22 protein-coding genes, 1 tRNA gene and 1 pseudogene are annotated in these 20,853 nt (G+C 49.7%); 9 read left to right on the plus strand and 15 right to left on the minus strand.

Translation table 11 applies throughout. The annotated features are described in order from the left end of the window. Positions 1-6 precede the first annotated feature (6 nt). The 7 genes from D8682_RS26350 to D8682_RS26385 all read left to right on the plus strand — a co-directional run bounded on the left by D8682_RS26350 (position 7) and on the right by D8682_RS26385 (position 4,658). Positions 7-147: a YlcG family protein gene (locus D8682_RS26350; RefSeq protein WP_121815590.1), complete on the plus strand. Its 141-nt coding sequence runs from the start codon at positions 7-9 to the stop codon at positions 145-147. Further along, a complete protein-coding gene (locus tag D8682_RS26355; protein WP_121815591.1) occupies positions 144-941 on the plus strand; it encodes an antitermination protein in 798 nt (265 codons plus the stop codon). The genes D8682_RS26350 and D8682_RS26355 overlap by 4 nt, the downstream gene beginning before the upstream one ends. Before the next feature lie 321 nt (positions 942-1,262). After that, positions 1,263-1,339, plus strand: a tRNA-Cys gene (locus tag D8682_RS26360). A gap of 1,148 nt (positions 1,340-2,487) precedes the next feature. Next, positions 2,488-2,796, plus strand: a complete 309-nt coding sequence (locus tag D8682_RS26370) for a hypothetical protein (RefSeq protein ID WP_121815592.1) — start codon at positions 2,488-2,490, stop codon at positions 2,794-2,796. A gap of 400 nt (positions 2,797-3,196) precedes the next feature. Further along, positions 3,197-3,574, plus strand: a complete 378-nt coding sequence (gene gpFI, locus D8682_RS26375; RefSeq protein WP_121815593.1) for a DNA-packaging protein FI — start codon at positions 3,197-3,199, stop codon at positions 3,572-3,574. Between the two features lie 2 nt (positions 3,575-3,576). Further along, positions 3,577-3,954 (plus strand): head-tail joining protein, encoded by a 378-nt coding sequence (locus tag D8682_RS26380; protein WP_121815594.1) that lies wholly within the window; start codon positions 3,577-3,579, stop codon positions 3,952-3,954. Continuing rightward, a complete protein-coding gene (locus D8682_RS26385; protein WP_121815595.1) occupies positions 3,951-4,658 on the plus strand; it encodes a hypothetical protein in 708 nt (235 codons plus the stop codon). Before D8682_RS26380 ends, D8682_RS26385 begins: the two co-directional genes overlap by 4 nt. A 336-nt stretch (positions 4,659-4,994) precedes the next feature. Here D8682_RS26385 and D8682_RS26390 read toward each other — a convergent pair whose 3' ends face one another. From D8682_RS26390 to D8682_RS26455, 14 genes and pseudogenes are all read right to left on the minus strand, one after another. Next, positions 4,995-5,522, minus strand: a complete 528-nt coding sequence (locus tag D8682_RS26390; RefSeq protein WP_121815596.1) for a DUF805 domain-containing protein — start codon at positions 5,520-5,522, stop codon at positions 4,995-4,997. 126 nt (positions 5,523-5,648) lie between these two features. After that, complete coding sequence (locus tag D8682_RS26395) at positions 5,649-6,029, minus strand: hypothetical protein (protein ID WP_162303061.1); 381 nt, start codon at positions 6,027-6,029, stop codon at positions 5,649-5,651. 170 nt (positions 6,030-6,199) lie between these two features. Next, positions 6,200-7,362 (minus strand): IS3 family transposase gene (locus D8682_RS26400; protein WP_121813401.1). Its coding sequence is split into 2 segments (ribosomal slippage): positions 6,200-7,101 and positions 7,101-7,362, totalling 1,164 coding nucleotides; the frame shifts between segments, so codons are not numbered across the junction. 66 nt (positions 7,363-7,428) lie between these two features. Further along, positions 7,429-7,911, minus strand: a complete 483-nt coding sequence (locus D8682_RS26405; RefSeq protein WP_162302965.1) for a hypothetical protein — start codon at positions 7,909-7,911, stop codon at positions 7,429-7,431. Further along, a protein-coding gene (locus tag D8682_RS26410; protein ID WP_370090888.1) for an IS3 family transposase occupies positions 7,856-9,030 on the minus strand; the annotation gives its coding sequence in 2 pieces (ribosomal slippage) (positions 7,856-8,778 and positions 8,778-9,030; 1,176 coding nt in all). The genes D8682_RS26405 and D8682_RS26410 overlap by 56 nt, the downstream gene beginning before the upstream one ends. Before the next feature lie 209 nt (positions 9,031-9,239). Beyond that, positions 9,240-9,752, minus strand: a complete 513-nt coding sequence (locus D8682_RS26415) for a DUF805 domain-containing protein (protein ID WP_121815599.1) — start codon at positions 9,750-9,752, stop codon at positions 9,240-9,242. Positions 9,753-10,065: 313 nt separating this feature from the next. Beyond that, positions 10,066-10,704: an osmoprotectant ABC transporter permease OsmW gene (gene osmW, locus D8682_RS26420; RefSeq protein ID WP_121815600.1), complete on the minus strand. Its 639-nt coding sequence runs from the start codon at positions 10,702-10,704 to the stop codon at positions 10,066-10,068. Between the two features lie 9 nt (positions 10,705-10,713). Continuing rightward, positions 10,714-11,616, minus strand: a complete 903-nt coding sequence (gene osmX / locus D8682_RS26425) for an osmoprotectant ABC transporter substrate-binding protein OsmX (RefSeq protein WP_121815601.1) — start codon at positions 11,614-11,616, stop codon at positions 10,714-10,716. Between the two features lie 22 nt (positions 11,617-11,638). Then, positions 11,639-12,355 carry an osmoprotectant ABC transporter permease OsmY gene (gene osmY / locus D8682_RS26430; protein WP_121815602.1) on the minus strand — a complete coding sequence of 239 codons (717 nt, stop codon included), beginning with the start codon at positions 12,353-12,355 and terminating at the stop codon, positions 11,639-11,641. 288 nt (positions 12,356-12,643) lie between these two features. Continuing rightward, a complete protein-coding gene (gene dmsD / locus D8682_RS26435) occupies positions 12,644-13,270 on the minus strand; it encodes a Tat proofreading chaperone DmsD (RefSeq protein ID WP_121815603.1) in 627 nt (208 codons plus the stop codon). Positions 13,271-13,316: 46 nt separating this feature from the next. Further along, positions 13,317-14,174 (minus strand): dimethyl sulfoxide reductase anchor subunit family protein, encoded by an 858-nt coding sequence (locus tag D8682_RS26440; RefSeq protein WP_121813248.1) that lies wholly within the window; start codon positions 14,172-14,174, stop codon positions 13,317-13,319. A gap of 1 nt (position 14,175) precedes the next feature. Continuing rightward, positions 14,176-14,786: pseudogene (locus D8682_RS26445) on the minus strand (DMSO/selenate family reductase complex B subunit). Positions 14,787-14,796: 10 nt separating this feature from the next. Beyond that, positions 14,797-17,238 carry a selenate/tellurate reductase subunit YnfE gene (ynfE, locus tag D8682_RS26450; protein WP_121813249.1) on the minus strand — a complete coding sequence of 814 codons (2,442 nt, stop codon included), beginning with the start codon at positions 17,236-17,238 and terminating at the stop codon, positions 14,797-14,799. 227 nt (positions 17,239-17,465) lie between these two features. After that, the gene (locus D8682_RS26455; protein ID WP_121813250.1) at positions 17,466-17,768 is read right to left on the minus strand and encodes a DUF1161 domain-containing protein; all 303 of its coding nucleotides are present in this window, start codon (positions 17,766-17,768) and stop codon (positions 17,466-17,468) included. A 234-nt stretch (positions 17,769-18,002) separates the two neighbouring features. Here D8682_RS26455 and D8682_RS26460 point away from each other — a divergent pair, with 234 nt between their 5' ends. Both D8682_RS26460 and D8682_RS26465 read left to right on the plus strand, forming a co-directional pair. Beyond that, complete coding sequence (locus D8682_RS26460) at positions 18,003-18,713, plus strand: YnfC family lipoprotein (RefSeq protein WP_237931875.1); 711 nt, start codon at positions 18,003-18,005, stop codon at positions 18,711-18,713. 20 nt (positions 18,714-18,733) lie between these two features. Continuing rightward, a complete protein-coding gene (locus tag D8682_RS26465) occupies positions 18,734-19,732 on the plus strand; it encodes a bile acid:sodium symporter family protein (RefSeq protein ID WP_064547240.1) in 999 nt (332 codons plus the stop codon). 29 nt (positions 19,733-19,761) lie between these two features. Here D8682_RS26465 and add read toward each other — a convergent pair whose 3' ends face one another. After that, positions 19,762-20,763, minus strand: a complete 1,002-nt coding sequence (add, locus tag D8682_RS26470; protein ID WP_121813251.1) for an adenosine deaminase — start codon at positions 20,761-20,763, stop codon at positions 19,762-19,764. Positions 20,764-20,853: the final 90 nt, after the last annotated feature.

Here is a 20,853-nt window from a genome sequence, read left to right on the forward strand (position 1 = left end):
TGCGTTATGACACACCCAATCATCATCTTTGAGCTGAAGCGCAGATGGCTCACCCTTCGTTGTTTCCGTTCTGCCGGTTCAGTGCTGGTGGATTACCGAATTATTCAGAATTATGCCAAACGATTAATAGCCGGAGCTGCAAAATGAACCTTGAGAGCCTTGTTAAATTCTTTGCTCCAAAATCAATGTCACCAGGTGCCGTTCCGTGCGGCATAGCTACTGGCACACTTACTATTACAGACGTTATGGCATCAATAGGCATGGCAACATCCAGAGCCGCAGTTGGTATTGAGTTGTATTTTGCTAAGGCGGGCGTACTTGCACCAGATAACATCCTGGCTTATCTCAAGGAGCTGGCCACCAATCGCGCGTGCAGGCATCGAGCTCTGCAGAAGATGACTGAAGCGGATCGTGACAAATTCCTGCATACCCTGGTGTATTACGTTTTCCGTGATTACTCGCTTAGCGCGGCCAGCAGGGTGATATGTACCAATTGTTGTGGCGAGGGCTTTATTGATGCAGAGGTTTTCACCATGAAAGCGGCAATGGGCCAGATGACGCGATCATCAGAGATTCAGCTCATGCGCTTTAGTAAGCCGATGCCTGGCAACGACCTTAAGCCTAAGCGGGAAGTGGTGCGTGCGCTCTGCAACCCGTGCGAGGGAAAGGGCTCCATAAAAAATGAATGTCGCTGCCGTGGCCGCGGCGAGACTCTCGATAAGAAGAAAACGGAACTCCAGGGCATACCGGTTTACAAAGAGTGTCCACGTTGCAAGGGGAGGGGCTACCCACGGCTTAAGGATACTGAGATTTTTAAGGCTTTGGGTGTTACAGAGATGATATGGCGTAGAAATTTCAAGTTGTTCTTTGAGCGCCTGGTGGAGCATTGTCACATCGAGGAGTCTTATGCTGAGGGTATTCTGAAAAAGATAACAGTTTAAAAATAAACGTTTAGGGTATGCGTTATTGCAAGCATGTTGGTTTTTGGCTACGCTCATTCTAACGATGGGAATCTACACCCAGAACGTTACCAACCATCAAGAACCCGCTCACAAGGCGGGTTTTGTCGTTTTTGGTACTCCAGCGCTTCTGGCACGAAACGCCCTTAGCATGAAATGTGAATAGTAATCCTTCTTAGCTGTATAATATCCGCTCAGCCTTCTTCCTGGAGGTGTGTTGATTTACCTTGTTTGCATAGTTGATTTACCTTGTTTGTATAGTTGAGTGTCGGGTTTTACTCAGCCCCAGTCGTGGGGTTTTTTACCGGTTTAGTTCAACAGGCAGAACGGCTGATTGCAAAATCAGAAGGGCGGTGGTTCAACTCCATCAACCGGTACCAGTGCGGTCAATTGATATTCAGGCGTTTTCCGCTCAATGGGGCGACTGGGTGGGTTTGATTCCCGCTGACCGTACCAAAATGCTTTTCAGTCTGCGCAGATGGGTAACCCTGAGTGACTGGAGAGCGTATCAGTCTGAATGCCGGGTAATTATACATCGTACTTTCCCTGGTAGACCGCATTCGCTCAGCGTTCAGTCTGATACCTCCAGGTATCTCCTTTACCACTTCGGTGGGTTGTATTCTGGTTTTATCTTTCAGGCCCTGCTATGCGGGGTCTTTTTATTTCTGAAAACCTAACTGAGTCATAGACACTGGCATTGTTGTGCTATGACTCTCAAGCCTCGCTTATCGCGGGGCTTTTTCTTTTCGGCTTACAAGCAATATCGAAGCCTCATCCTGTGCTGACCCTTTACTGATGGCTATCTATCTTTGAATGATTATTCAAAATTAAATCGATTCAGCATTGGTAGCTCACATGAATTGATTTAGGATTCGCCTCGTTGCTTTGCAGGTAACACATAGTAAAAACCCATTGGCTTGTAATTAGATTTTTTGATTTGCTTAGGCCTCGTCCGAGGCTTTTTTACCGGTTTAGTTCAGCAGGCAGAACGTCTGATTGCAAAATCAGAAGGGCGATGGTTCAACTTCGCTAGCTGATACCAGGCAAGTGTAGACCTGTTTTTGGGATGGACAGACAGGCCTACCGACGCATAGTCCAGACGTGCAGGACTTTAAAGAACGACAACGGTGACTGTGGGGAAGTAGACCCGCACCAATTGCGGTCAATTGATATTCAGGCACCTATCCCATCAATGAGCGCCTGGGCGGGTTTGATTCCCACCGACCGCACCAAATGCTTTTCAGCCAACAAAAACGGGATAATTCCTGAGTGGCTTGAGAGCGTATCAGTCTGAACGCTGGGTAATTATATATCGTACTTTCCCTGGTAGGCCACAATCGTTCAGCGTTCAGTCTGATACTTACCTGTGTATCGTTAGCAACCTTCCGAATTGAGTTCTCGTTTTACTCAGCCCCTCATGCGGGGCTTTTTTATTGATAAAACATAACCAGGCCAAAGCCACTGCTTCGTTATGCTATGAACCCTCAAGCCTCGCTTATCGGCGGGGCTTTTTTATGGACGAAATCCCATGCCATTCAAGCCGCCAGAAGACGAAATTGCGGGGTATGTCCTCGTTGCCATTTTTACGGGCCTCGGTGTGTTATCGAAGATTGCCCACAGTATTCTTTCTGGCATTCCGACGTCGTTCTGGGGCGCGGTATGCCAAATCATCATCTCAACATTTGCAAGTGCGCTGGTACTGATGCTGGCCGTTCGCTTCCAGTGGCACTACACCGGAACGGCAGTTGCCTGTGGAATATCATCCTGGTCCGGCGTAACGGTCGTGAATTTGCTTGAAAAGAAACTGCTGTCTCGCCTGAACGGCAAAAAGATGTAGATAGAAGCTCTTGCCACTCAAAGAGCTTCAATAAAGTTAAAAGCCGATTCCTGTTCCAACAGAAACCCCACCAACACCTGAGCTTCCGCCCGATCCTGATACACCAACAGCACAGCCGCTGAGTAGGAATGTGAGTATAGCAATAGTGACAAATTTCAAATCGCATCTCCAAAGTGGTTTCGTACGAAACGTATTAACTCAGCACCAGAAGAAATAAACAAGGAATAATAGTCATGGCAAAACCAGATTGGGAGGCCATCGAATCGGCTTACCGAGCTGGCTTGATGTCACTGCGTGAAATCGCCTCGCAGCATGGCATTACCCGAGCCTGATAAATTCGTCGTCATTCAGATCGCTTAACCGGTTAACAGGGCGGCGAGACCGCCCTTTGGATATAAAAATGGAAAAAAAAGACATCATTGCGCGTCTGAATCAGCTATCTGATGAGCTTGGACCAGGAATTGATACATCGGGCTCGGTTGCTGATCTTGAGCTGCGCCTGCGTGAAGCGGAAGACGAATTTGCAGCGATTAATGGTGATGATGGGGCTGGCTCTGACGGCGACGGTAGTCGTTCCGCGAACCTGAAGTCCGACGTAACGAACGGTCATATCGACTCATCCACTGGCGAGCGAATTAACGTGAAGCCATTAATGTGCCTGCACCTGAAAGTGTTTAATACCCGCGGGAACCTGGTATCAAAATGCGTATCACCAGGGGAGTGGGTGGAAATTGCCTCCGGTGATTTTGACCATAAAAAGATGATCAAAGGCGGTTAAAAATGTCATTCGATAATCTTTTTGATGAGGCCATGTTCGCTGCTGACAATGAGATTATCGACGCCATGGGGGCTAATGCGGTTATTGACATTAACGGCATTAAAACCCCTGTTCGTGGCGTATTTGATAATCCGGATGCAACGGCAACATTCAAAACGGGTGGCAGGTTAAAGGCCACTGCGCCAACCTTTTTCGTTAAAAGCCAGCATGTTGTAGGGATAAAAGAAAGGGACGAAGTCGTTATTAAAGGTGAATCGTACTGGGTCGAGAAAATAGAGCCGGATGATACGGGCAGTCGGGTGTTGACGCTCGGCACCGGAAAGCCAGGAAAACCAGCGGCTGGCGTACCCGGCCCCAAAAGCTGGAGCGGAAACAAATGAGCACCAGAGGATCTCGCGGGCGTCGTAGCTCGCCCTTTGAAATCGATCTCGGTGAACTGCAGTCGCTGGGGGCGGCACTCGGTGCAACAGCCAATCAGATGCGCCTTGCTTACAGTCGCGCGCTCAATCGCACCGTGCAAACCCTGACAAAAGCGTCCGTGAAGCTGATGAGGCAGGAGGCGGGGATACTGGATGCGAAAACCATTAAGCGCCGTGTCCTTTCTTTCGAGCATCAACGAGAGTCGGCTCGAGAATTGGGTGGGATGAAGTTGTGGTATGGCCTCAATCAAATCCGCTTAAGTGAGCTCAGGGGGATGATAGAGGGTAATGCCTCCTGGCAGGACGAGCATCATAAACTTCGCGACCCGAAAACGGGCCGGTATGTATCGGACCGGGAAACGTCGACCGTACGTTTCAGACCGCGTGGTGCCGCATTAAAGGATACGGATTTTATGGATGCGTATGTGGGCGAGAATCGGAAGGGCAAAAAAACTATTTTTGTTCGCGGTGAACAGAACAGGAGGCGGGAGGCCGAGATGGATATTTACGCTCCCATGCTGGATAAGATCGAAGATGATATTTTTCAGCGAGTCCCCGAAATATTTTTGCACCACTACGAAACTGATTTGAAGGGCCGCGTGAAGGCGGGGATCCATACATCATTACGCGGTAAACGCTCCGGAGGGCGCTATCGCGTAGATTGAGCCACCCGCCCACTGTTAGGTTTTCTGGCAGTGTGGTGATTCTAGTTCCAGACAAGGATAGTTTACCATGCACCGTTAGGTTCTCCGGTAGCGTGGTTATTTGAGTATGACTAAGGTCGAGATTGCCGCCCACTGCCAGGCCATCTGGTAGCGAGGTAACATTTTTGTTATCTGCCAAATCAAGGCTACCAGGTATATCAATAGCACCATTCTCTGAAACGGAATACGGAATTGATTTTCTGGTTAAATACTTAATTAAATCGAAAGTCATATATTATTCCTGCATGAGCGCCATATAAGCATGATGGCGGTAAATAGTGTTTAGCCACACATAAATTAGCTCACAGCCTCATCGGTAGCCGGAGTGGAAATAGAATCATCTGGTCGGTATTTATTCTTTTCTATCTTTGATTTCGGCAGTGCAAGCAGGAAATAGAAAACAAGACTGACCATATAAAATAAAATAGTCGAAAAAATGATAAAGTGTAGGTATCTGTCTGTTGGCGTAAATATAAAAAACATTACGAGTGTTATAAACAATACAAGTATAAGTACCACGCAGAAATACAAAGTTGACCACCAACCACTCAGGCCAATATCATGCAATCGCCTGACAGTGAACGCTGAACTTGCCAAGAATGAATAAATAATGGTAGCAAAAAGAGCAGGAATAACTATATTCCTAACCTGAATTTCGCCATAAAGGTTCAGGGTAACGGTTTGAAAATAAAGTAAAATCAGTTCAAATAGTGTAAAAAAAACAAACGGAAAGAGCGCAAAAAAGAAGTAGGATTTACGATCGGCCACTCCCTTGTAACAAAAGGCTCTTTTGTAGCCGTCAATTCCATTAGTTATAAAAAACATCAGACAAATTTCCTGTATATCAAAGTAGTACCAGTTGAGATTGGCTCTCAGTACTGCAAGTTAAATCGCAAACGTTCTACATCCGGCATTTAAAAGCCCGTCCGGAGTGGGCGGGAAGTGCCACAATCATTGCGGCCTGGCGCTTAGCTTCTCTTTCAGTTCATTTATGCAATCACGAGCAGCTTGTTTATAGGCTTCGGCTGCTTCACCGGAATATTTGCGATCAACCACATCTTCGAATTGTTCTATCGGTCCATAGAAACAATCCGCTGAGATATGGAGTATTTTATTTACCCTGACTGCGAAAATTGTCCGGTTGTTATCTCCGCAATGTTTACGGAAAGCTACACCGGAGAAATGTTCAGGATCAAGGTAAAGAGAACCGCAAATGAAATAGTCGGGCAGGGTGATGATTGGGGTACAGCATAGAAAAAGCTCGTCACCAACCACCAGGTTATCTGGCAACGTGGTAATTTGGGTTCCACTCAGGTCGAGTTCACCCTCCACTATTAGGCCTTCTGGTAGCATGCTGATTTGGGTATCACACAAGATGAGCTTCCCCCCCACCATCAGGCGTTCTGGCAGTTCAGTGATTTTTGTTCCACTCAGGTCTAGTCCGCCGCCAACCGCTAGGTTTTCTGGCAGTATGATCCTACCCACGTAATGTAGACACGGCCCTAAGCGAGATTCAGATTTTCAAATTGTTCCGGGCTGAGTCCGCCACAGGCACTGTGGCGACGCCACCGATTGTAATCACACTCGATATAATTAAACACCGTCGTCCGCATCATTTCCCGGCTGATAAAGCGTTCACCGTGGATACATTCGACTTTCAGTGAGTGGAAGAAGCTTTCTGCACAGGCATTATCGTAACAACAACCCTTTGCACTCATGCTACCGCGCAGGTTATGCCGCTTCAGTAGCGCCTGATAATCCGCTGAGCAGTACTGCCCACCACGGTCGGTGTGAACGATGACATTTTCCGGGTGCTTACGTCGCCACAACGCCATCTGTAGCGCATCGCAGGCCAGCTGTGCCGTCATCCGCGATGACATTGACCAGCCGATAACAGCACGTGACCACAGATCGATGACGACAGCCAGATATAGCCAGCCTTCATCAGTACGTAAGTAGGTGATGTCACCCGACCATTTCTGGTTTGGACCGCTGGCGTAAAAATCCTGCTTCAGCAGGTTCTCCGACACCGGCAGGTCATGCTCGCGGTAACTGACCGGGCTGAACTTCCGTGACGCTTTCGCCCGAAGCCCCTGACGACGCAGGCTGGCTGCCACGGTTTTCACGCTGAAGCGGTAACCCTGAGCATGCAGTTCATCGGTCAGGCGCGGTGCGCCGTAGCGCTGTTTTGCCCGGTGAAAAGCCTCGTGCACGGCGCTGTCACAACTCAGACGGAACTGCTGGCGTGAGTTTAGCCTCGCACGCCGCTGAGCCCACGCATACCAGCCGCTGCGGGCCACCCGGAGGACGCGACACATGGCTTTGATGCTGAACTCAGCCTGATGTTTTTCAATAAAGACATACTTCATTTCAGGCGCTTCGCGAAGTATGTCGCGGCCTTTTGGAGAATGGCCAGCTCCTCGTCCCGTTCCGCCAGCTGGCGTTTGAGACGAGCATTTTCAGCAGCGAGTTCATTTTCACGCTCAGAGGATGAGAGCTGTTGCTGCTGTTTACTGCGCCAGTTATAAAGTTGCGATTCATACAGGCTGAGTTCACGGGCAGCGGCAGCAACACCGATGCGTTCAGCGAGTTTCAGGGCTTCACTGCGAAATTCAGGGGAATGCTGTTTACGGGGCTTTTTGCTGGTTGATACTGTTTTTGTCATGTGAGTCACCTCTGGTTGAGAGTTTACTCACTTAGTCTCGTGTCCACTATTCGCGGGTAGGATCAATCATCGTGGCCTGGTGTTTAGCTTCTCTATCAGTTCATCTATACAATCACGGCCAGCTTGCTTATAGGCTTCTGCTGCTTCGCCTGAGTATTTGAGGTCAACTGCATCTTCGAATTTCCATAAAGGCCCATAGAAAGAACCTGCTGCGATATAGCATACTGCACCGATAATATAGAATGTTTCACCTATCCAGACAGCGAAAATTGTACGGTTGTTATTTCCGCAATTTTTACGGAAAGTCACGTTGGAGACACGTTCTGGATCAAGGTAAAGGGAGCTGCAAATGAGGTTGTTGGGCAGGGCGGTGATTTGGGTACCTGTTAGATCGAGATATCCATCTACAGATAGTAGTAGATTCTTTGGCAGCGCGGTGACATCCTTGTTATCTGCCAAATCAAGACTACCTTGTATATCAATAGTGTAGTGGTCAACAAAAACTGGCCACGGCTTTAGAGTTTTTCCAGAACAATCGTTCTGATTCATTCGGCGTCAGACCTCCATTATATTGATGAGGTCTGAGCTGGCTGTAATATCCTATGATGTAATTCGTTATCGCTGTGCTGGCTTCGCTAAAATTAGCGTACCCATTATCCGGAACCCACTCTGTTTTCAGGCTTCTGAAGAACCGTTCCATTGGACTATTATCCCAGCAATTTCCCCGGCGACTCAGGCTTTGCTTTATCTGATATCTCCACAGTAACTGTCTGAAATTCCTGCTGGTATAGTGACTTCCTTGATCCGAGTGATACAGTAAATTAGCCGGTTTTCCCCGTGCTTCCCTGGCCATCGACAGGGCTTTACCTGTCAGTGCTGAATCAGGGAAAAATGACATCGCCCAGCCAACCGGTTTACGGGAAAACAAATCGAGTACAACAGCCAGATAAGCCCAGCGTTTTCCCGTCCAGATATAAGTCACATCACCGCACCAGGCCTGATTAGGCTCGGTAACAGCAAACTGGCGATCCAGATAATTAGGGATCTCAATGTGTTCCTTAGACGCCATCTTATAACGATGGCCAGGTTGCTGACAGCTGATAATATTGAGTGCTTTCATCAGCTTTGTTGCCCGCCAGCGGCTCAGCTTTATACCTTTGGTGGTGACCATCGCGGCAATGCTTCGCGCTCCTGCTGAGCCGTTACTTTCGCGATAAACTTCGCGCACAAGGCTCAGTAATGCCACTCTCGTGGCGTCAGGCTTCCTGGGCTGCCGCCAGTATTTATAACTGCTGCGATGAACCCCAAACACGTTGCACACAACGGTAACAGGAAACCGCGCCCTGAGTTTCTCAACTAATGAGAATTGTTCAGGGAGTCTGACATCAAGAGCGCGGTAGCCTTTTTTAATATATCCCTTTCCATTTCAACGCGTTGAAGTCTTTTCTTCAACTCACGTATCTCAATCTGCTCAGGTGTCATGGGTGAAGCTATGGGTGATTTTCCCGCTCGCTCTTCTTTCAGTTGTCGAACCCATTTGTCCATCGTGGATTTGCCGACATTCATCGCAGTGGCAGCGACGGCAACGGTGTAGTGCTGATCGAGTACAAGCTGGGCAGCTTCGAGGCGAAACTCGGGGCTAAAATTGCGTCTGTTACGTCCGGTAATAATGTCACCTGTTTTGACTATGAGGTGATGATATCACCTCTATTCAGGTGGCCAAATTCAGTGTGCCACTACAATAGCACCATTCTCTGAAACGGAATGCGGAATTGAATTCTCAGTTAAATACTTAATTAAATCGAATGCCATATATTATTCCTGTATGAACGCCATATAAATATGAAGGCGGCGAGCAACACTCCGCCGCCCATACATTAGCTCACGGCTTCATCGGTAGCTGGAATGGAAATAGAATCAGCTGGTCGGTATTTATTGTTTTCTATTTTTGACTTCGGTAGTGCAAGTAATAGATGTGAACCAAGCCAGACCACACAAGCGACCACAATATTGACCACATCTATAAACCAATTCGGGTCCGCACTCTTAATACCCATAATCCCATTGTGCTTGAATGCGACAAACGTCACACAAAAAATCAGGATTACCCACCAGCCGCTCAGTCCTATGTCATGCAATCGCCTGACGGACATTGCTAGCTTAACCAGAAGTGACCAGAAACTGACAAGCACACCAATAACAAGAGAAAAAGCTACGGTAGTATGAACTCTTTCATTATCAAAGCTTAGTCCTATGAGTGCAACCAGATTGAGTAGTACAAGAACAAGCAACTGAAAGAGCACAAAAAAGAAGTAGGATTTACGATCTGCCACGCCTTTATAGCAAAAAATTTTTTCAAAGCCGTCAATCGCATTTGTTATAAAAAACATCAGACAAATTTTCCTGCATATGAAAGTTGTACCAGTAGAGGTTGATTTTACTAAGCACGTACAAAGACAATGGATTTTATTTCGTCTTAAATTAAATATGGCATTCAGCTATCCGCAGGGGGATGCATGCGAAAAATGGTGCACGTGAGCCCGCAGCAGTGATGATCAGAATTGTGTGCCAGGGATGGCAATTGCTCGAAAATCCTTTCCCCAAAACCATTTTCAACTTATTGAGTTTAAAGGGAAAAATTCAGCGTCAAATTGCAATGAATTTTTGCTATTTTAATGTCATTAACCTAATGAAAAATAAGGATTACCACTTAGTGAAGAATAGCTGTAAACGATGTAGCAACCAGTCCAGTAGAATCGCTAAAACACAAATCAATACCGCGCCGGCGATCAACATGCGGATGTCGCTGCTGCCGATACCGTTAAGCAATAACAAACCCAAGCCGCCAGCACCGATAACTGCGGCAATGGCCATGACGCCAATATTCATCACTACGGCAGTACGAATGCCGCCGAAAATAACCGGTAATGCCATGGGGATTTCAACCCAGCGCAGGCGTTGCCAGAATGTCATGCCAATACCTCGACCCGCTTCACGCAAACCCGGCGGCAGGCTGTCGAGTGCGGTATGCGTGTTACGGACAATCGGTAACAGGGAATAGAGGAATACCGCGGTGATGGCAGGCAATACGCCAATCCCTTGCCCGATCATCGAAAACAGCGGAATCATCAGACCAAACAGGGCAATGGAGGGAATGGTCAGCACAATGGTGGCGATACCCAGCACCGGCGTGGCAAGCCATTTGTGACGCACGATTAAAATGCCCAGCGGCACACCAATCACAATCGCCAGACCCACGGCCATTAACACCAACCATAAATGTTGCAGCGTCAGACTGCCGAGATAGCTCGCGTTATCAAGCATATAGTGCAACGTTTCCATGGTGCCTCCTTAGAGCAAGCCTTTCTGCTGCAGGAATTCACGAGCCACCTGCTGTGGGGTTTCATGGTCGATGTCCACTTTGGCATTCAGGGTGGAAATCACGTCGTTGTTCAGTAAACCGGAAAGCGTATTGAGTGCTTCTTCAAGGCCGGGGTTGGCGGCGAGTGTTTCTTTACGCACCACAGGCGTAACAGCGTAACTTGGGAAGAAGCCTTTATCGTCTTGCAGCACTTTTAAATCGAAGCCTTTTACTCGCCCGTCGGTGGTGTAAATCAGCCCAGCGTCAACGAAACCATCGCGCACTGCGTTATAGACCAGTCCGGGGTCCATTTGGCGTATCTGCGGCCTGTCCAGCGGCATGCGGTAGGCTTGCTGCAATGGTTTCATGCCATCGCTACGGCCAGAAAACTCCAGGTCCAGGCCGAGCATCCAGTTGTTATCAGGGTCGGTCTGGCGGATATGTTCAATTTTTGCCACCAGTTCTGACATGGTGTTGATGTTCTCTGCTTCCGCACGTTTGCGCTGCATGGCGAACGCGTAGGTGTTGTTCATATCCGCCGGTTTCAGCCAGACAATCCCCAGTTTTGCATCGAGTTTTTTCACCGTGTCGTAGGATTCCTGCGGCGTCATTCGTTTGTTGATGTGATTAAAAATAATCAGCGACGTGCCGGTGTATTCCCAGGTCATATCCACTTGTTTGTTGACCATGGCATTACGCGAAATCACGGTAGCAATGTTGGTCTGTGGCGTGACCTGGAACCCTTTTTTTTGCAGATACTGCGTGGTCATAGCTGAAAGGATGTGTTGTTCGGTGAAGCTTTTGGTTGCCAGAACCAGCGGCTCAGCTCGTGCTGCGCCCGCCAGTAATAGTGTGGCGGCTAATGCAGCAAACAACGGTTTAAACGGGATCATAGTTGTCTCCTTTTTATTATTGTTATTCCGCTGTGTGGGGGCTTAACACGCGCCCTAAGCCCGCGAGTGCAATATCAAGCAGCAGGGCAACGAGTGCCGTGGCGGTTGCGCCCAAAATCAGCGTTGGGAAATCGTTGAGATAAATGCCAGGGAAAATCAGCTCGCCATAACTGCTGGCACCAATTAAAAAAGCCAGCGGCGCCGTGCCGACGTTAATGGCTGTGGCAATGCGGATCCCTGAAAGCATGACCGGCCACGCGTTGGGCAACTCGACCTGGCGCAAACGTTGCCCCTTGGTCATGCCAATCCCATTGGCCGCTTCGATAAGCGAAGCCGGGACGCCGCACAAACCTGAATAGGTGTTACGGACAATGGGCAGCAGCGAGGCGAGGAATAGAGCGATAATCGCCGGTTTATCGCCAATCCCGATGAAGACCATCGCCAGTGCCAGCACCGCCAATGGTGGCAAGGTATTCCCGACGTTAAATATCTGCATCGCATACTCAGCCCAACGCCGTGCGCAAGGACGGCTGAGTAGAATACCGCCAAGGATCCCCACTAACAGGGCCAGCGCCATCGAGTTAAACACCAAAATTAAGTGTTGTTGCCCGAGATACAATAAGTCGACCTGGCGTGCTTTTATGACGTTGGGGCCGATGCCCCAGATGAGTAAACCGAGCACAATTGTCAGTGCTACGACGCCTAAAAAAGTGCGTTTTATGAACGATGAATGCTGCATTGCTGTGTGTCTCCCTGGGTGCACGTTATAGCGACGTGATGGGTCGCCTGTTGTTATGCCGTGTGTCGGCAGGGTGTTTTGACCTATAACAATGTGAGGGGAAGGAATCCAGCTAATGAGGGAAATAGCAGATTAATGATTTGCGAGGAAATTAATGCTTTGGCCTGCACCGCCTCGCTTGCGAGGGTGAGATAAGAATTGTCTTAAAATGCATTAGCTAAAGTTACGGCGTAACTTTTGGTTTGTGCGGTGGATAAGCGCAAGTGTCATCCACCGCTTCTAAAATTATTAGAAATACAGCTCTTTAGTGGCAACCGGAATCAGCATCTCTTTGCGCCACTCGGCCAGGGTGATTTGAGTCAATTCACCTAATGCCTGGTAGAACGGATGTTCGGCATGAGCAATAAACAGCTCCAGGAAACGCCCACTCCACGGCAAAATGTGCCACGCCAGCAGTTCGTCGACTTTCTGCTGCAAACCTTCTTCAGCAAGCCACGCCGCCAGCATCAGCAATATCCCGATGTGGTCGTCCGGTTCGTTGCTCGCTTGTTCGTTGGCGATGTCGTTCTTGCGCATCCATTTGCGCAATTCAAGCATCGAATCACCAAACAGCACGTTTTCTTTATCGAGATACACAGAACCCCATGGTGAAGCCGGTAGTGCGTAAGGGCCTATAAACAGGCGTTGCCAGGCTTGGCTCAATGATTCTGGCTCATAACTGAAACCCTCTGCCATGCGTTGGGCGAGAGCATCCAACTGTTCATGCTGCACCGGCCATTGTTTCGCCCATTCAGGATCTTCAAGTGTGGCGTAAAGTGCGGCGACTTCCTGGCTGGTGGGAGCTTGATAATACAGCGCACCCAGTACTCTTCCGGTCAGGGCGATGGTCGCCAGTCTTTGTGTCGTTGTAGACATTTTTCTCTTCCTTGTTGCGCGGATTGCTCCGCGCATTTTGTATCAATTAACCTGCTACCGCCATGCCGACTGTCATATGCAGACCGTAAAAAATCCCACGGCCAATACATTCACCGACAACCACCAGTATGAATCCGAGCAGCAAACCGGATGTTTTGGCTGGTGTGCGGCGTATCAATGAGCAAATCCAGCAACCTAAACCCAGCGCTATTAACGCAATGCGCCACACTTGCAGCGAGGCGTAATCAGGCACCAACGCGCTGGCATGCTGCACAGAACTCTGGATTTCCGCCAGTTCGTTGCTTTGCAAAACGATCACCGCAATGGCGATGAATAACGCCAGAACGCTGACTGTTGCCAGTCTACGGCTGCGGTATTCGTAACCGATGCTTCGCAGCAACAGCACTGCCAGCAGTGGGCCAGTCAGTAAGACGGTGAGGAAGAAGCTCAGCGTGGTGTATCCGTTATGCCAGGTTGGCACGGTATCAATCTGGTAAACACGAGTCATCGCCGCGACAAAAAACACGCCCAACAACACGGTTATGACGAGCCAGATTTTGCCAATCGCCGCAGGCATTTTCTTCAGTATTGAAATCAGCCACCAGAAACCGCCAACGGCGAAGAACACCGAACCACTGGCAATTTCATTGCTCAAAGCCGATTCGTCAATACGATTGAGTGAGTTAAACGCCCGTAACGGGGAGCCGAGGTGCATCACCGAGGCAATAAACGCAATGCCCATCAACAGCCAGATAAAGAACATCGGACGTAACATTTTATGCTGCAACTCACTGTTATTACTGGCCTGATTCCAGGCATAACTCATGACAATGACAGCCCCAACCACGCACTGGCCCAGTACGGTAAACAACACCAACGGCCATTCATGCCATCCGCTTCCCATCTCAAACCTCCTTTGGATTCGCCAGGTAGCCGGTTTTATCCCCGCAAGGACGGCTGTTGGCATTGGGTTTAATCACAATATTTGGCTTCGTGAAATGTGCTGACGGCAGCGGAGCAATAGCGGCTTGCTCGCCGTATTTTTTACGTAGTTCGTCGATGGGAGCCAAATCCAGCGCACGCAATGGGCAAGATTCCACACAGATAGGTTTCTTGCCTTCCGCGACTCTGGAGTAACAGCCATCGCATTTGGTCATATGGCCTTTTTCGGCATTATATTGCGGCGCACCGTATGGGCAGGCCATATGGCAGTAGCGGCAGCCAATACAAATATCCTCGTTCACCACCACAAAACCATCTTCGCGTTTGTGCATCGCACCACTTGGACACACCTTAGTGCAGGCGGGATCTTCGCAATGGTTGCAGGCGATGGATAAGCAAACACATTTTGCTGCCAGACCCCATTGTCTTCCTGCCAGTCGCCACCGGCATATTCATAAATGCGGCGGAAGCTGACGTCCGGGGATAAATTTTTGTAGTCCTTACAGGCCAGCTCGCAAGTTTTGCAGCCGGTGCAACGACTGGAATCAATATAAAAACCATATTGGGTTGTCATCAGCTATTCCTTACGCCTTTTGGATTTCGACCAGGTTGGTATGTTGCGGGTTGCCTTTAGCCAACGGTGAAGGTCGATGAGTGGTCAGCGTGTTGATGCATGAACCGTGATCGACACGGTCGCCGCTCATATTGGCTTCGTGCCATGCGCCCTGGCCCATTGCGGTGACGCCCGGCATGATACGTGGCGTGACTTTCGCCGGAATACGCAATTCACCACGGCCATTAAACACCCGCACCATATCGCCACTGGCGATACCACGCGCCTGCGCATCTATCGGGTTAATCCACACTTCCTGACGACACGCGGCCTTCAACACATCAATGTTGCCGTAGCTTGAGTGGGTACGCGCTTTGTAATGGAAGCCGAACAGTTGCAGCGGATAAGTGCTGCGCTCGGCCGCATCCCAGCCGTCGAAGGTGGAGGCATACACCGGCAGTGGGCTGATGGTTTCGTCTTTTTCTAACTCCCAACTGGCGGCAATGTCTGCCAGTTTGCTGGAGTAGATTTCGATTTTACCAGAGGGGGTTTTTAATGGATTGGCATCCGGGTCGTTGCGGAAAGCCTTGTAGGCAACAAAATGGCCGTTCGGGTCTTTACGCTTATAAATTCCCATCTCGCGTAACGCCTCATACGAGGGTAATTGCGGGTCTTTTACCAGCATCTTCGCGTACAAAAATTGCAGCCACTGCTCCTGAGTACGCCCTTCGGTAAATTTCTGGTAGATATCCGGCCCGAGGCGACGAGCCACTTCGCTGGTTATCCAGTAAATTGGCTTACGTTCAAATTTCGGCTCGGTGGCAGGCTGGATGAAAATCAGATAGCCCATATTCCCGGCGTAATCGTTCGGGATAATGTCTTCTTGTTCGACCGTCATTAAGTCTGGCAGCAGGATGTCGGCGTATTTTGCCGACGAGGTCATGAAGTTCTCGATGACCACAATCATTTCGCACTTGCTGTCATCTTGCAGAATGTCGTGAGTTTTGTTGATGTCGGAATGCTGGTTGGTAATGGTGTTACCGGCGTAGTTCCAGATAAACTTAATCGGCACGTCGAGCTTATCTTTACCGCGCACGCCGTCGCGTTTGGCGGTCATTTCCGGGCCGCGAACAATGGCATCGGTCCAGCTAAAGCAGGAAATTTGCGTTTTCACCGGATTGGTCAACACCGGCATACGTTCAATAGTGATGGTGTAAGTCGATTCACGAGCGCCGCTGTTTCCACCGCTAATCCCGACGTTTCCGGTCAAAATCGGCAACATCGCGATAGCGCGTGAAGTCAGTTCACCGTTGGCCTGGCGTTGTGGCCCCCAACCCTGAGCGATATACGCCGGTTTGGTGCTGCCAATTTCACGCGCCAGCTTGATGATTTTGTCTACCGGAATACCGGTAATCACGGACGCCCACTGCGGAGATTTTGCAACGCCATCATCACCCTGACCGAGAATATAAGCTTTGTAATGTCCGTTGGCTGGCGCACCTTCTGGCAGCGTTTTCTCATCATAGCCGACGCAGTATTTGTCGAGGAACGGCTGGTCAACGAGGTTTTCGCTAATCAGTACGTGGGCGATACCGGCAACCAGTGCGGCGTCGGTGCCCGGACGAATCGGCAACCATTCATCTTCGCGCCCGGCGGCGGTATCGGTATAGCGCGGGTCGATAACTATCATGCGCGCATTGGAACGTTCACGCGCCTGCTCCAGATAATACGTAATCCCGCCGCCGCTCATGCGGGTTTCGGCAGGGTTGTTGCCGAACAACACCACCAGTTTGCTGTTTTCAATATCAGAGGTGCTGTTGCCGTCGTTGGTGCCGTAGGTGTAAGGCATCGCGCAGGCAATTTGCGCGGTACTGTAGGTGCCATAGTGGCTAAGAAAACCACCGTAGCTGTTCATCAGTCGGGCAACCAACGAGGCGGATGGGGAAGAGCGGGTGATGTTGCCGCCGACAATCCCCGAGGTGTAGTTAATGTAAACCGCCTCGTTACCGTATTTTTCCACCGTGCCTTTCAGGCTTTTGGTGATGGTATCCAGCGCTTCATCCCAGGAGATACGCTCGAATTTCCCTTCGCCGCGTTTGCCCACGCGTTTCATCGGGTAGTTCAGGCGTTCAGGGTGGTTGATTCGGCGGCGAATCGAGCGGCCACGCAGACAGGCGCGGACTTGATGATTGCCATAAATATCATCGCCGGTGTTATCGGTTTCCACCCAGGTGACTTCATTATCGCGCACGTGTAACCGCAGCGCGCAGCGGCTACCGCAGTTTACCGAGCATGCCCCCCACACGACTTTGTCTTCTGTCTCAGGGTTAACAGCCGCACCCACCGCAGTGGCAGCGGCTCGCAGGCCAAAGGGCAGGGATATTCCACTTACAGCCAGCGCCAGCCCGCTGATGGCGCTGGTTTTCATCAGGGTTCGACGGGAAATCCCATCATGGCAACATTGGTTCGACATAACTCACTCCGTGTTATCTCTGGTTGGGATGTCATGGATGTTTCTAATTTTTTTACGAACGGCGAGGACGCGAAATATTGCTTATCAGGCGAATATTATCGGCGGGGATGAGTTTTACTCATTTAGAGGTAGCAGTTGTTAACACGGGTCAAAGTAAGTGTGGAGTGTTGAATGAAAGCTGATTGAGCGGAGAAAATAAAGCGGGGCGATGCCGCCCCGGCAATCGATTACTGTGGTTCGGCTGGTGTGCCGTCTTGTGTAGCAGTGCTGCTGGCTTGAGAATTGCCACTGCTGGTACGCGTATAGAGAATTTTCTGCGTATCATTAGCACAGTGGCCAACGACTTGTGCGTCAGGTTGGTCGGCCTGGTCGTTCGGAACAATCGTCAAACTGAATCCAGATTCCGCAACACCATTGCCAATGATTTTTTGCTGAATGTCTGCCTTAACTTTGTCACATGACGTCTGCGCAGCCAGCACGGGAACAGTCGCTGCCAACAGGCTCACACCCAGCCAGATTGAACGTTGCATGGTCTCTTCCTTATGTTGAGGATGATGTATACCCGTCATCCTTCAAGCTGCAGGGGTGTTGGCTGCACTCACTTACCCTAATCACTTACTTAAGTAAGCTCTTCGGGATAAGCTCCCTGGCCGCCTGGCTGCAACTCGAATGCTAACGGGTATATAAGAATAGTCGCTGTAGTGTAAAGTGTTGTATTTGCTTATATCATGTATATAACAATTCCAGTCGGAGACCGGACTTACGTGAAGAAAATCATTATCCTCAGTGTGCTGGCAGTGTCTATTGCCGGCTGTGATAATCAGAATATTACGCTGACCTACACGCCAGAAATGGCCAGTTTTTCGAACGAATTTGATTTTGATCCATTGCGCGGGCCGGTTAAAGATTTCACCCAGACATTGATCAACGACAAGGGCGAGGTCATCAAACGCGTGGTTGGGCTGGTGTCGGAAGAAGGCTGTTTTAACGAGCTTGAATTCCATGATCTGGAAAACAACACCGGCGCCACTCTGGTGCTAAATGCCAATTATTATGTTGATGCAATAAGCCATGAAAGACGGGTCAAACTTCAGGGGAAATGCCAATTGGCGGAATTACCCCAGGCGGCACTCACTTATGAAACCGACGATAATGGCTTTGTCGTTGCCGCGCATGGTGAAAAGACATCGATAGTTTATCGTTATGATGCTGATGGCTATCCGTTAGGTAAAATAACTAAATCGCAGGACGACACACTCACCATCACCGCGAAAACCGGCAGTGACATCAAGAAAAAGCTCGATTACACCGCAGAAAGCATACTGAACGGTAAATCTATCGGCTTAGCCAAACAATCCTGTGATTACGACGGCCATTTCAACCCACTGGAGTGCGTGCTGAACATCACCAATGAAAGTGCAAAACCGCCTAAAGTTGAAACCTACACCATCAAAAACAACATCAATTATTATTGATAGCGAACAAAGGACGCCGGATGAAATGGTTGCAACGCCTGAAAATTGATACTTTTTTGCTGATCATGATCGCTGTGGTGATCCTGGCTTCACTATTTCCCTGCGAAGGCGCGGTAAAAACGGCATTTGAATACCTGACCACTGCGGCGATTGCGTTGTTGTTTTTCATGCATGGGGCAAAGCTTTCCCGTGAGGCGATAGTGGCAGGAATGGGGCACTGGAAACTACATCTTGTGGTATTCCTCAGCACCTTTGCTCTTTTCCCGTTATTGGGGCTGGCGATGGGCTTTCTTTCACCAGCCATCCTTAACCAACCCTTGTACATGGGCTTCCTGTACCTTTGCGCGCTGCCCGCAACTGTACAATCGGCTATCGCCTTCACCTCGGTTGCTGGTGGAAACGTTGCCGCCGCGGTGTGTAGTGCTTCGGCATCAAGCATATTGGGGATTTTCCTGTCACCGGTGTTAGTCGGGGCATTAATGAACACCCAGGAAGGCACCACCGACACACTGCACGCGATTGGCAAGATCATCCTGCAATTGATGGTGCCGTTCGTGGTGGGGCATTTGTCGCGCCCGCTGATTGGCCGTTGGGTAGATAAACATAAGAAACTGATTAGCATGACCGACAGATCATCCATTTTGCTGGTGGTGTACGTGGCATTCAGCGAAGCGGTGGTGGAAGGCATTTGGCATCAGGTTAATGGGGTGGCGTTGTTAGCTGTTCTGGGCTGCTCAATTGTGCTGCTGGCAATTGTGCTGGTGATTAACACCTGTGTGGCACGGTTGATGGGGTTCAACACTGCAGATGAAATTACCATTGTGTTCTGCGGCTCCAAGAAAAGCCTGGCAAACGGTGTGCCGATGGCGAACGTGCTGTTCCCGGCCAGTGCCGTGGGCATGATGGTCCTGCCGCTAATGATATTCCATCAGGTGCAATTGATGGTCTGTGCGGTGCTGGCGCAGCGTTATGCACGAAGAACGGCGAAGGAAAAAAGAGCGCTTGAGTCAGTTTCCTGACCCAAGCGTTTGACGAAGGGATTGGCTGATTAAGCGGCGCGAACTTTAGCGATCAGCGCCTGCTTTTCTGCTTCACTCAGGAAGGCAATTTTCAAACCATTCTCTTGCGCGGTGCGGATATGCGCAGCACTCAGACCCGCTTGCGGGGCGGCTACTGTATATTCATGAATAATATCGATACCCTGGACTGCGGGATCATCGGTATTAATGGTCGCCAGCACGCCTTTATCCAGGAAGGTGATTAACGGGTGCTTATCCAGCGAGGCGATAGTGCTGGTCTGGATATTGGACGTCAGGCACGATTCAATCCCGATACCGTGTTCCGCCAGGAAATCCATCAGCGCCGGATCTTCAACGGCTTTGACCCCGTGACCGATACGTTCAGCACCCAGTTCACGAATCGCCTGCCAGATACTTTCCGGGCCAGCCGCTTCACCAGCGTGAACGGTGATATGCCAGCCGGCATCACGCGCACGGTTGAAGTGATTCAGGAATAAGCTACCAGGGAAACCGAGTTCATCACCGGCAAGGTCAAGCGCGGTAATGTGGTCGCGATGAGTCAGCAGTGCATCCAACTCCGCTTCGCAAGCGGCTTCACCAAACGTACGGCTCATGATGCCAATCAAACGGGCTTCAACACCAAAATCGCGGCAGCCCTGACGGACACCTTCAATCACCGCTTCTACTACACCGGCGACTGGCAAATTATGCGTCATCGCCATGTAACCTGGTGAAAAGCGCAGCTCGACATAATGCAGGCCATTGCGCGCGGCATCTTCAATATTTTCCCATGCCACACGGCGGCAGGCATCAAGAGAGGCCAGGACTTTCACGCCCCAGTCGAGTTTTTGCAGGAAGCTGACCAAATCAGGCGCGGTTTCCACAACCTGTACATGCGGGCGAAGTGCTTCAAGAGAATCAGCCGGAAGCGGTAAATTAAACTGGCGGCCTAGATCGAGGATAGTTTGCGCACGAATATTACCATCGAGGTGGCGGTGCAAATCGGTTAACGGCAGGGTGGTATCAATCATGGTCGCACTCTTTTATTGATTAAAGTGCGATAGATTATAAATGCTACGCACTAATGATGTAAAAGCGTCATATTAAACTTATTAAACAAT

Origin of the sequence: Buttiauxella sp. 3AFRM03, assembly GCF_003675305.1 — a bacterium.
GTDB classification, from domain to species: Bacteria; Pseudomonadota; Gammaproteobacteria; order Enterobacterales; family Enterobacteriaceae; genus Buttiauxella; species Buttiauxella ferragutiae.

Excerpts from the sequence above, each read along its gene's own strand:
- D8682_RS26390 (WP_121815596.1), bottom strand. The coding sequence starts at position 5,522 with ATGTTTTTTATAACTAATGGAATTGACGGCTACAAAAGAGCCTTTTGT.
- D8682_RS26455 (WP_121813250.1), bottom strand. The coding sequence starts at position 17,768 with ATGCAACGTTCAATCTGGCTGGGTGTGAGCCTGTTGGCAGCGACTGTT.
- osmW (WP_121815600.1), bottom strand. The coding sequence starts at position 10,704 with ATGGAAACGTTGCACTATATGCTTGATAACGCGAGCTATCTCGGCAGT.
- osmY (WP_121815602.1), bottom strand. The coding sequence starts at position 12,355 with ATGCAGCATTCATCGTTCATAAAACGCACTTTTTTAGGCGTCGTAGCA.
- D8682_RS26350 (WP_121815590.1), top strand. The coding sequence starts at position 7 with ATGACACACCCAATCATCATCTTTGAGCTGAAGCGCAGATGGCTCACC.
- dmsD (WP_121815603.1), bottom strand. The coding sequence starts at position 13,270 with ATGTCTACAACGACACAAAGACTGGCGACCATCGCCCTGACCGGAAGA.
- gpFI (WP_121815593.1), top strand. The coding sequence starts at position 3,197 with ATGGAAAAAAAAGACATCATTGCGCGTCTGAATCAGCTATCTGATGAG.
- add (WP_121813251.1), bottom strand. The coding sequence starts at position 20,763 with ATGATTGATACCACCCTGCCGTTAACCGATTTGCACCGCCACCTCGAT.
- D8682_RS26355 (WP_121815591.1), top strand. The coding sequence starts at position 144 with ATGAACCTTGAGAGCCTTGTTAAATTCTTTGCTCCAAAATCAATGTCA.
- osmX (WP_121815601.1), bottom strand. The coding sequence starts at position 11,616 with ATGATCCCGTTTAAACCGTTGTTTGCTGCATTAGCCGCCACACTATTA.
- D8682_RS26405 (WP_162302965.1), bottom strand. The coding sequence starts at position 7,911 with ATGAATCAGAACGATTGTTCTGGAAAAACTCTAAAGCCGTGGCCAGTT.
- D8682_RS26440 (WP_121813248.1), bottom strand. The coding sequence starts at position 14,174 with ATGGGAAGCGGATGGCATGAATGGCCGTTGGTGTTGTTTACCGTACTG.
- D8682_RS26465 (WP_064547240.1), top strand. The coding sequence starts at position 18,734 with ATGAAATGGTTGCAACGCCTGAAAATTGATACTTTTTTGCTGATCATG.
- D8682_RS26415 (WP_121815599.1), bottom strand. The coding sequence starts at position 9,752 with ATGTTTTTTATAACAAATGCGATTGACGGCTTTGAAAAAATTTTTTGC.
- D8682_RS26385 (WP_121815595.1), top strand. The coding sequence starts at position 3,951 with ATGAGCACCAGAGGATCTCGCGGGCGTCGTAGCTCGCCCTTTGAAATC.
- D8682_RS26370 (WP_121815592.1), top strand. The coding sequence starts at position 2,488 with ATGCCATTCAAGCCGCCAGAAGACGAAATTGCGGGGTATGTCCTCGTT.
- ynfE (WP_121813249.1), bottom strand. The coding sequence starts at position 17,238 with ATGTCGAACCAATGTTGCCATGATGGGATTTCCCGTCGAACCCTGATG.
- D8682_RS26380 (WP_121815594.1), top strand. The coding sequence starts at position 3,577 with ATGTCATTCGATAATCTTTTTGATGAGGCCATGTTCGCTGCTGACAAT.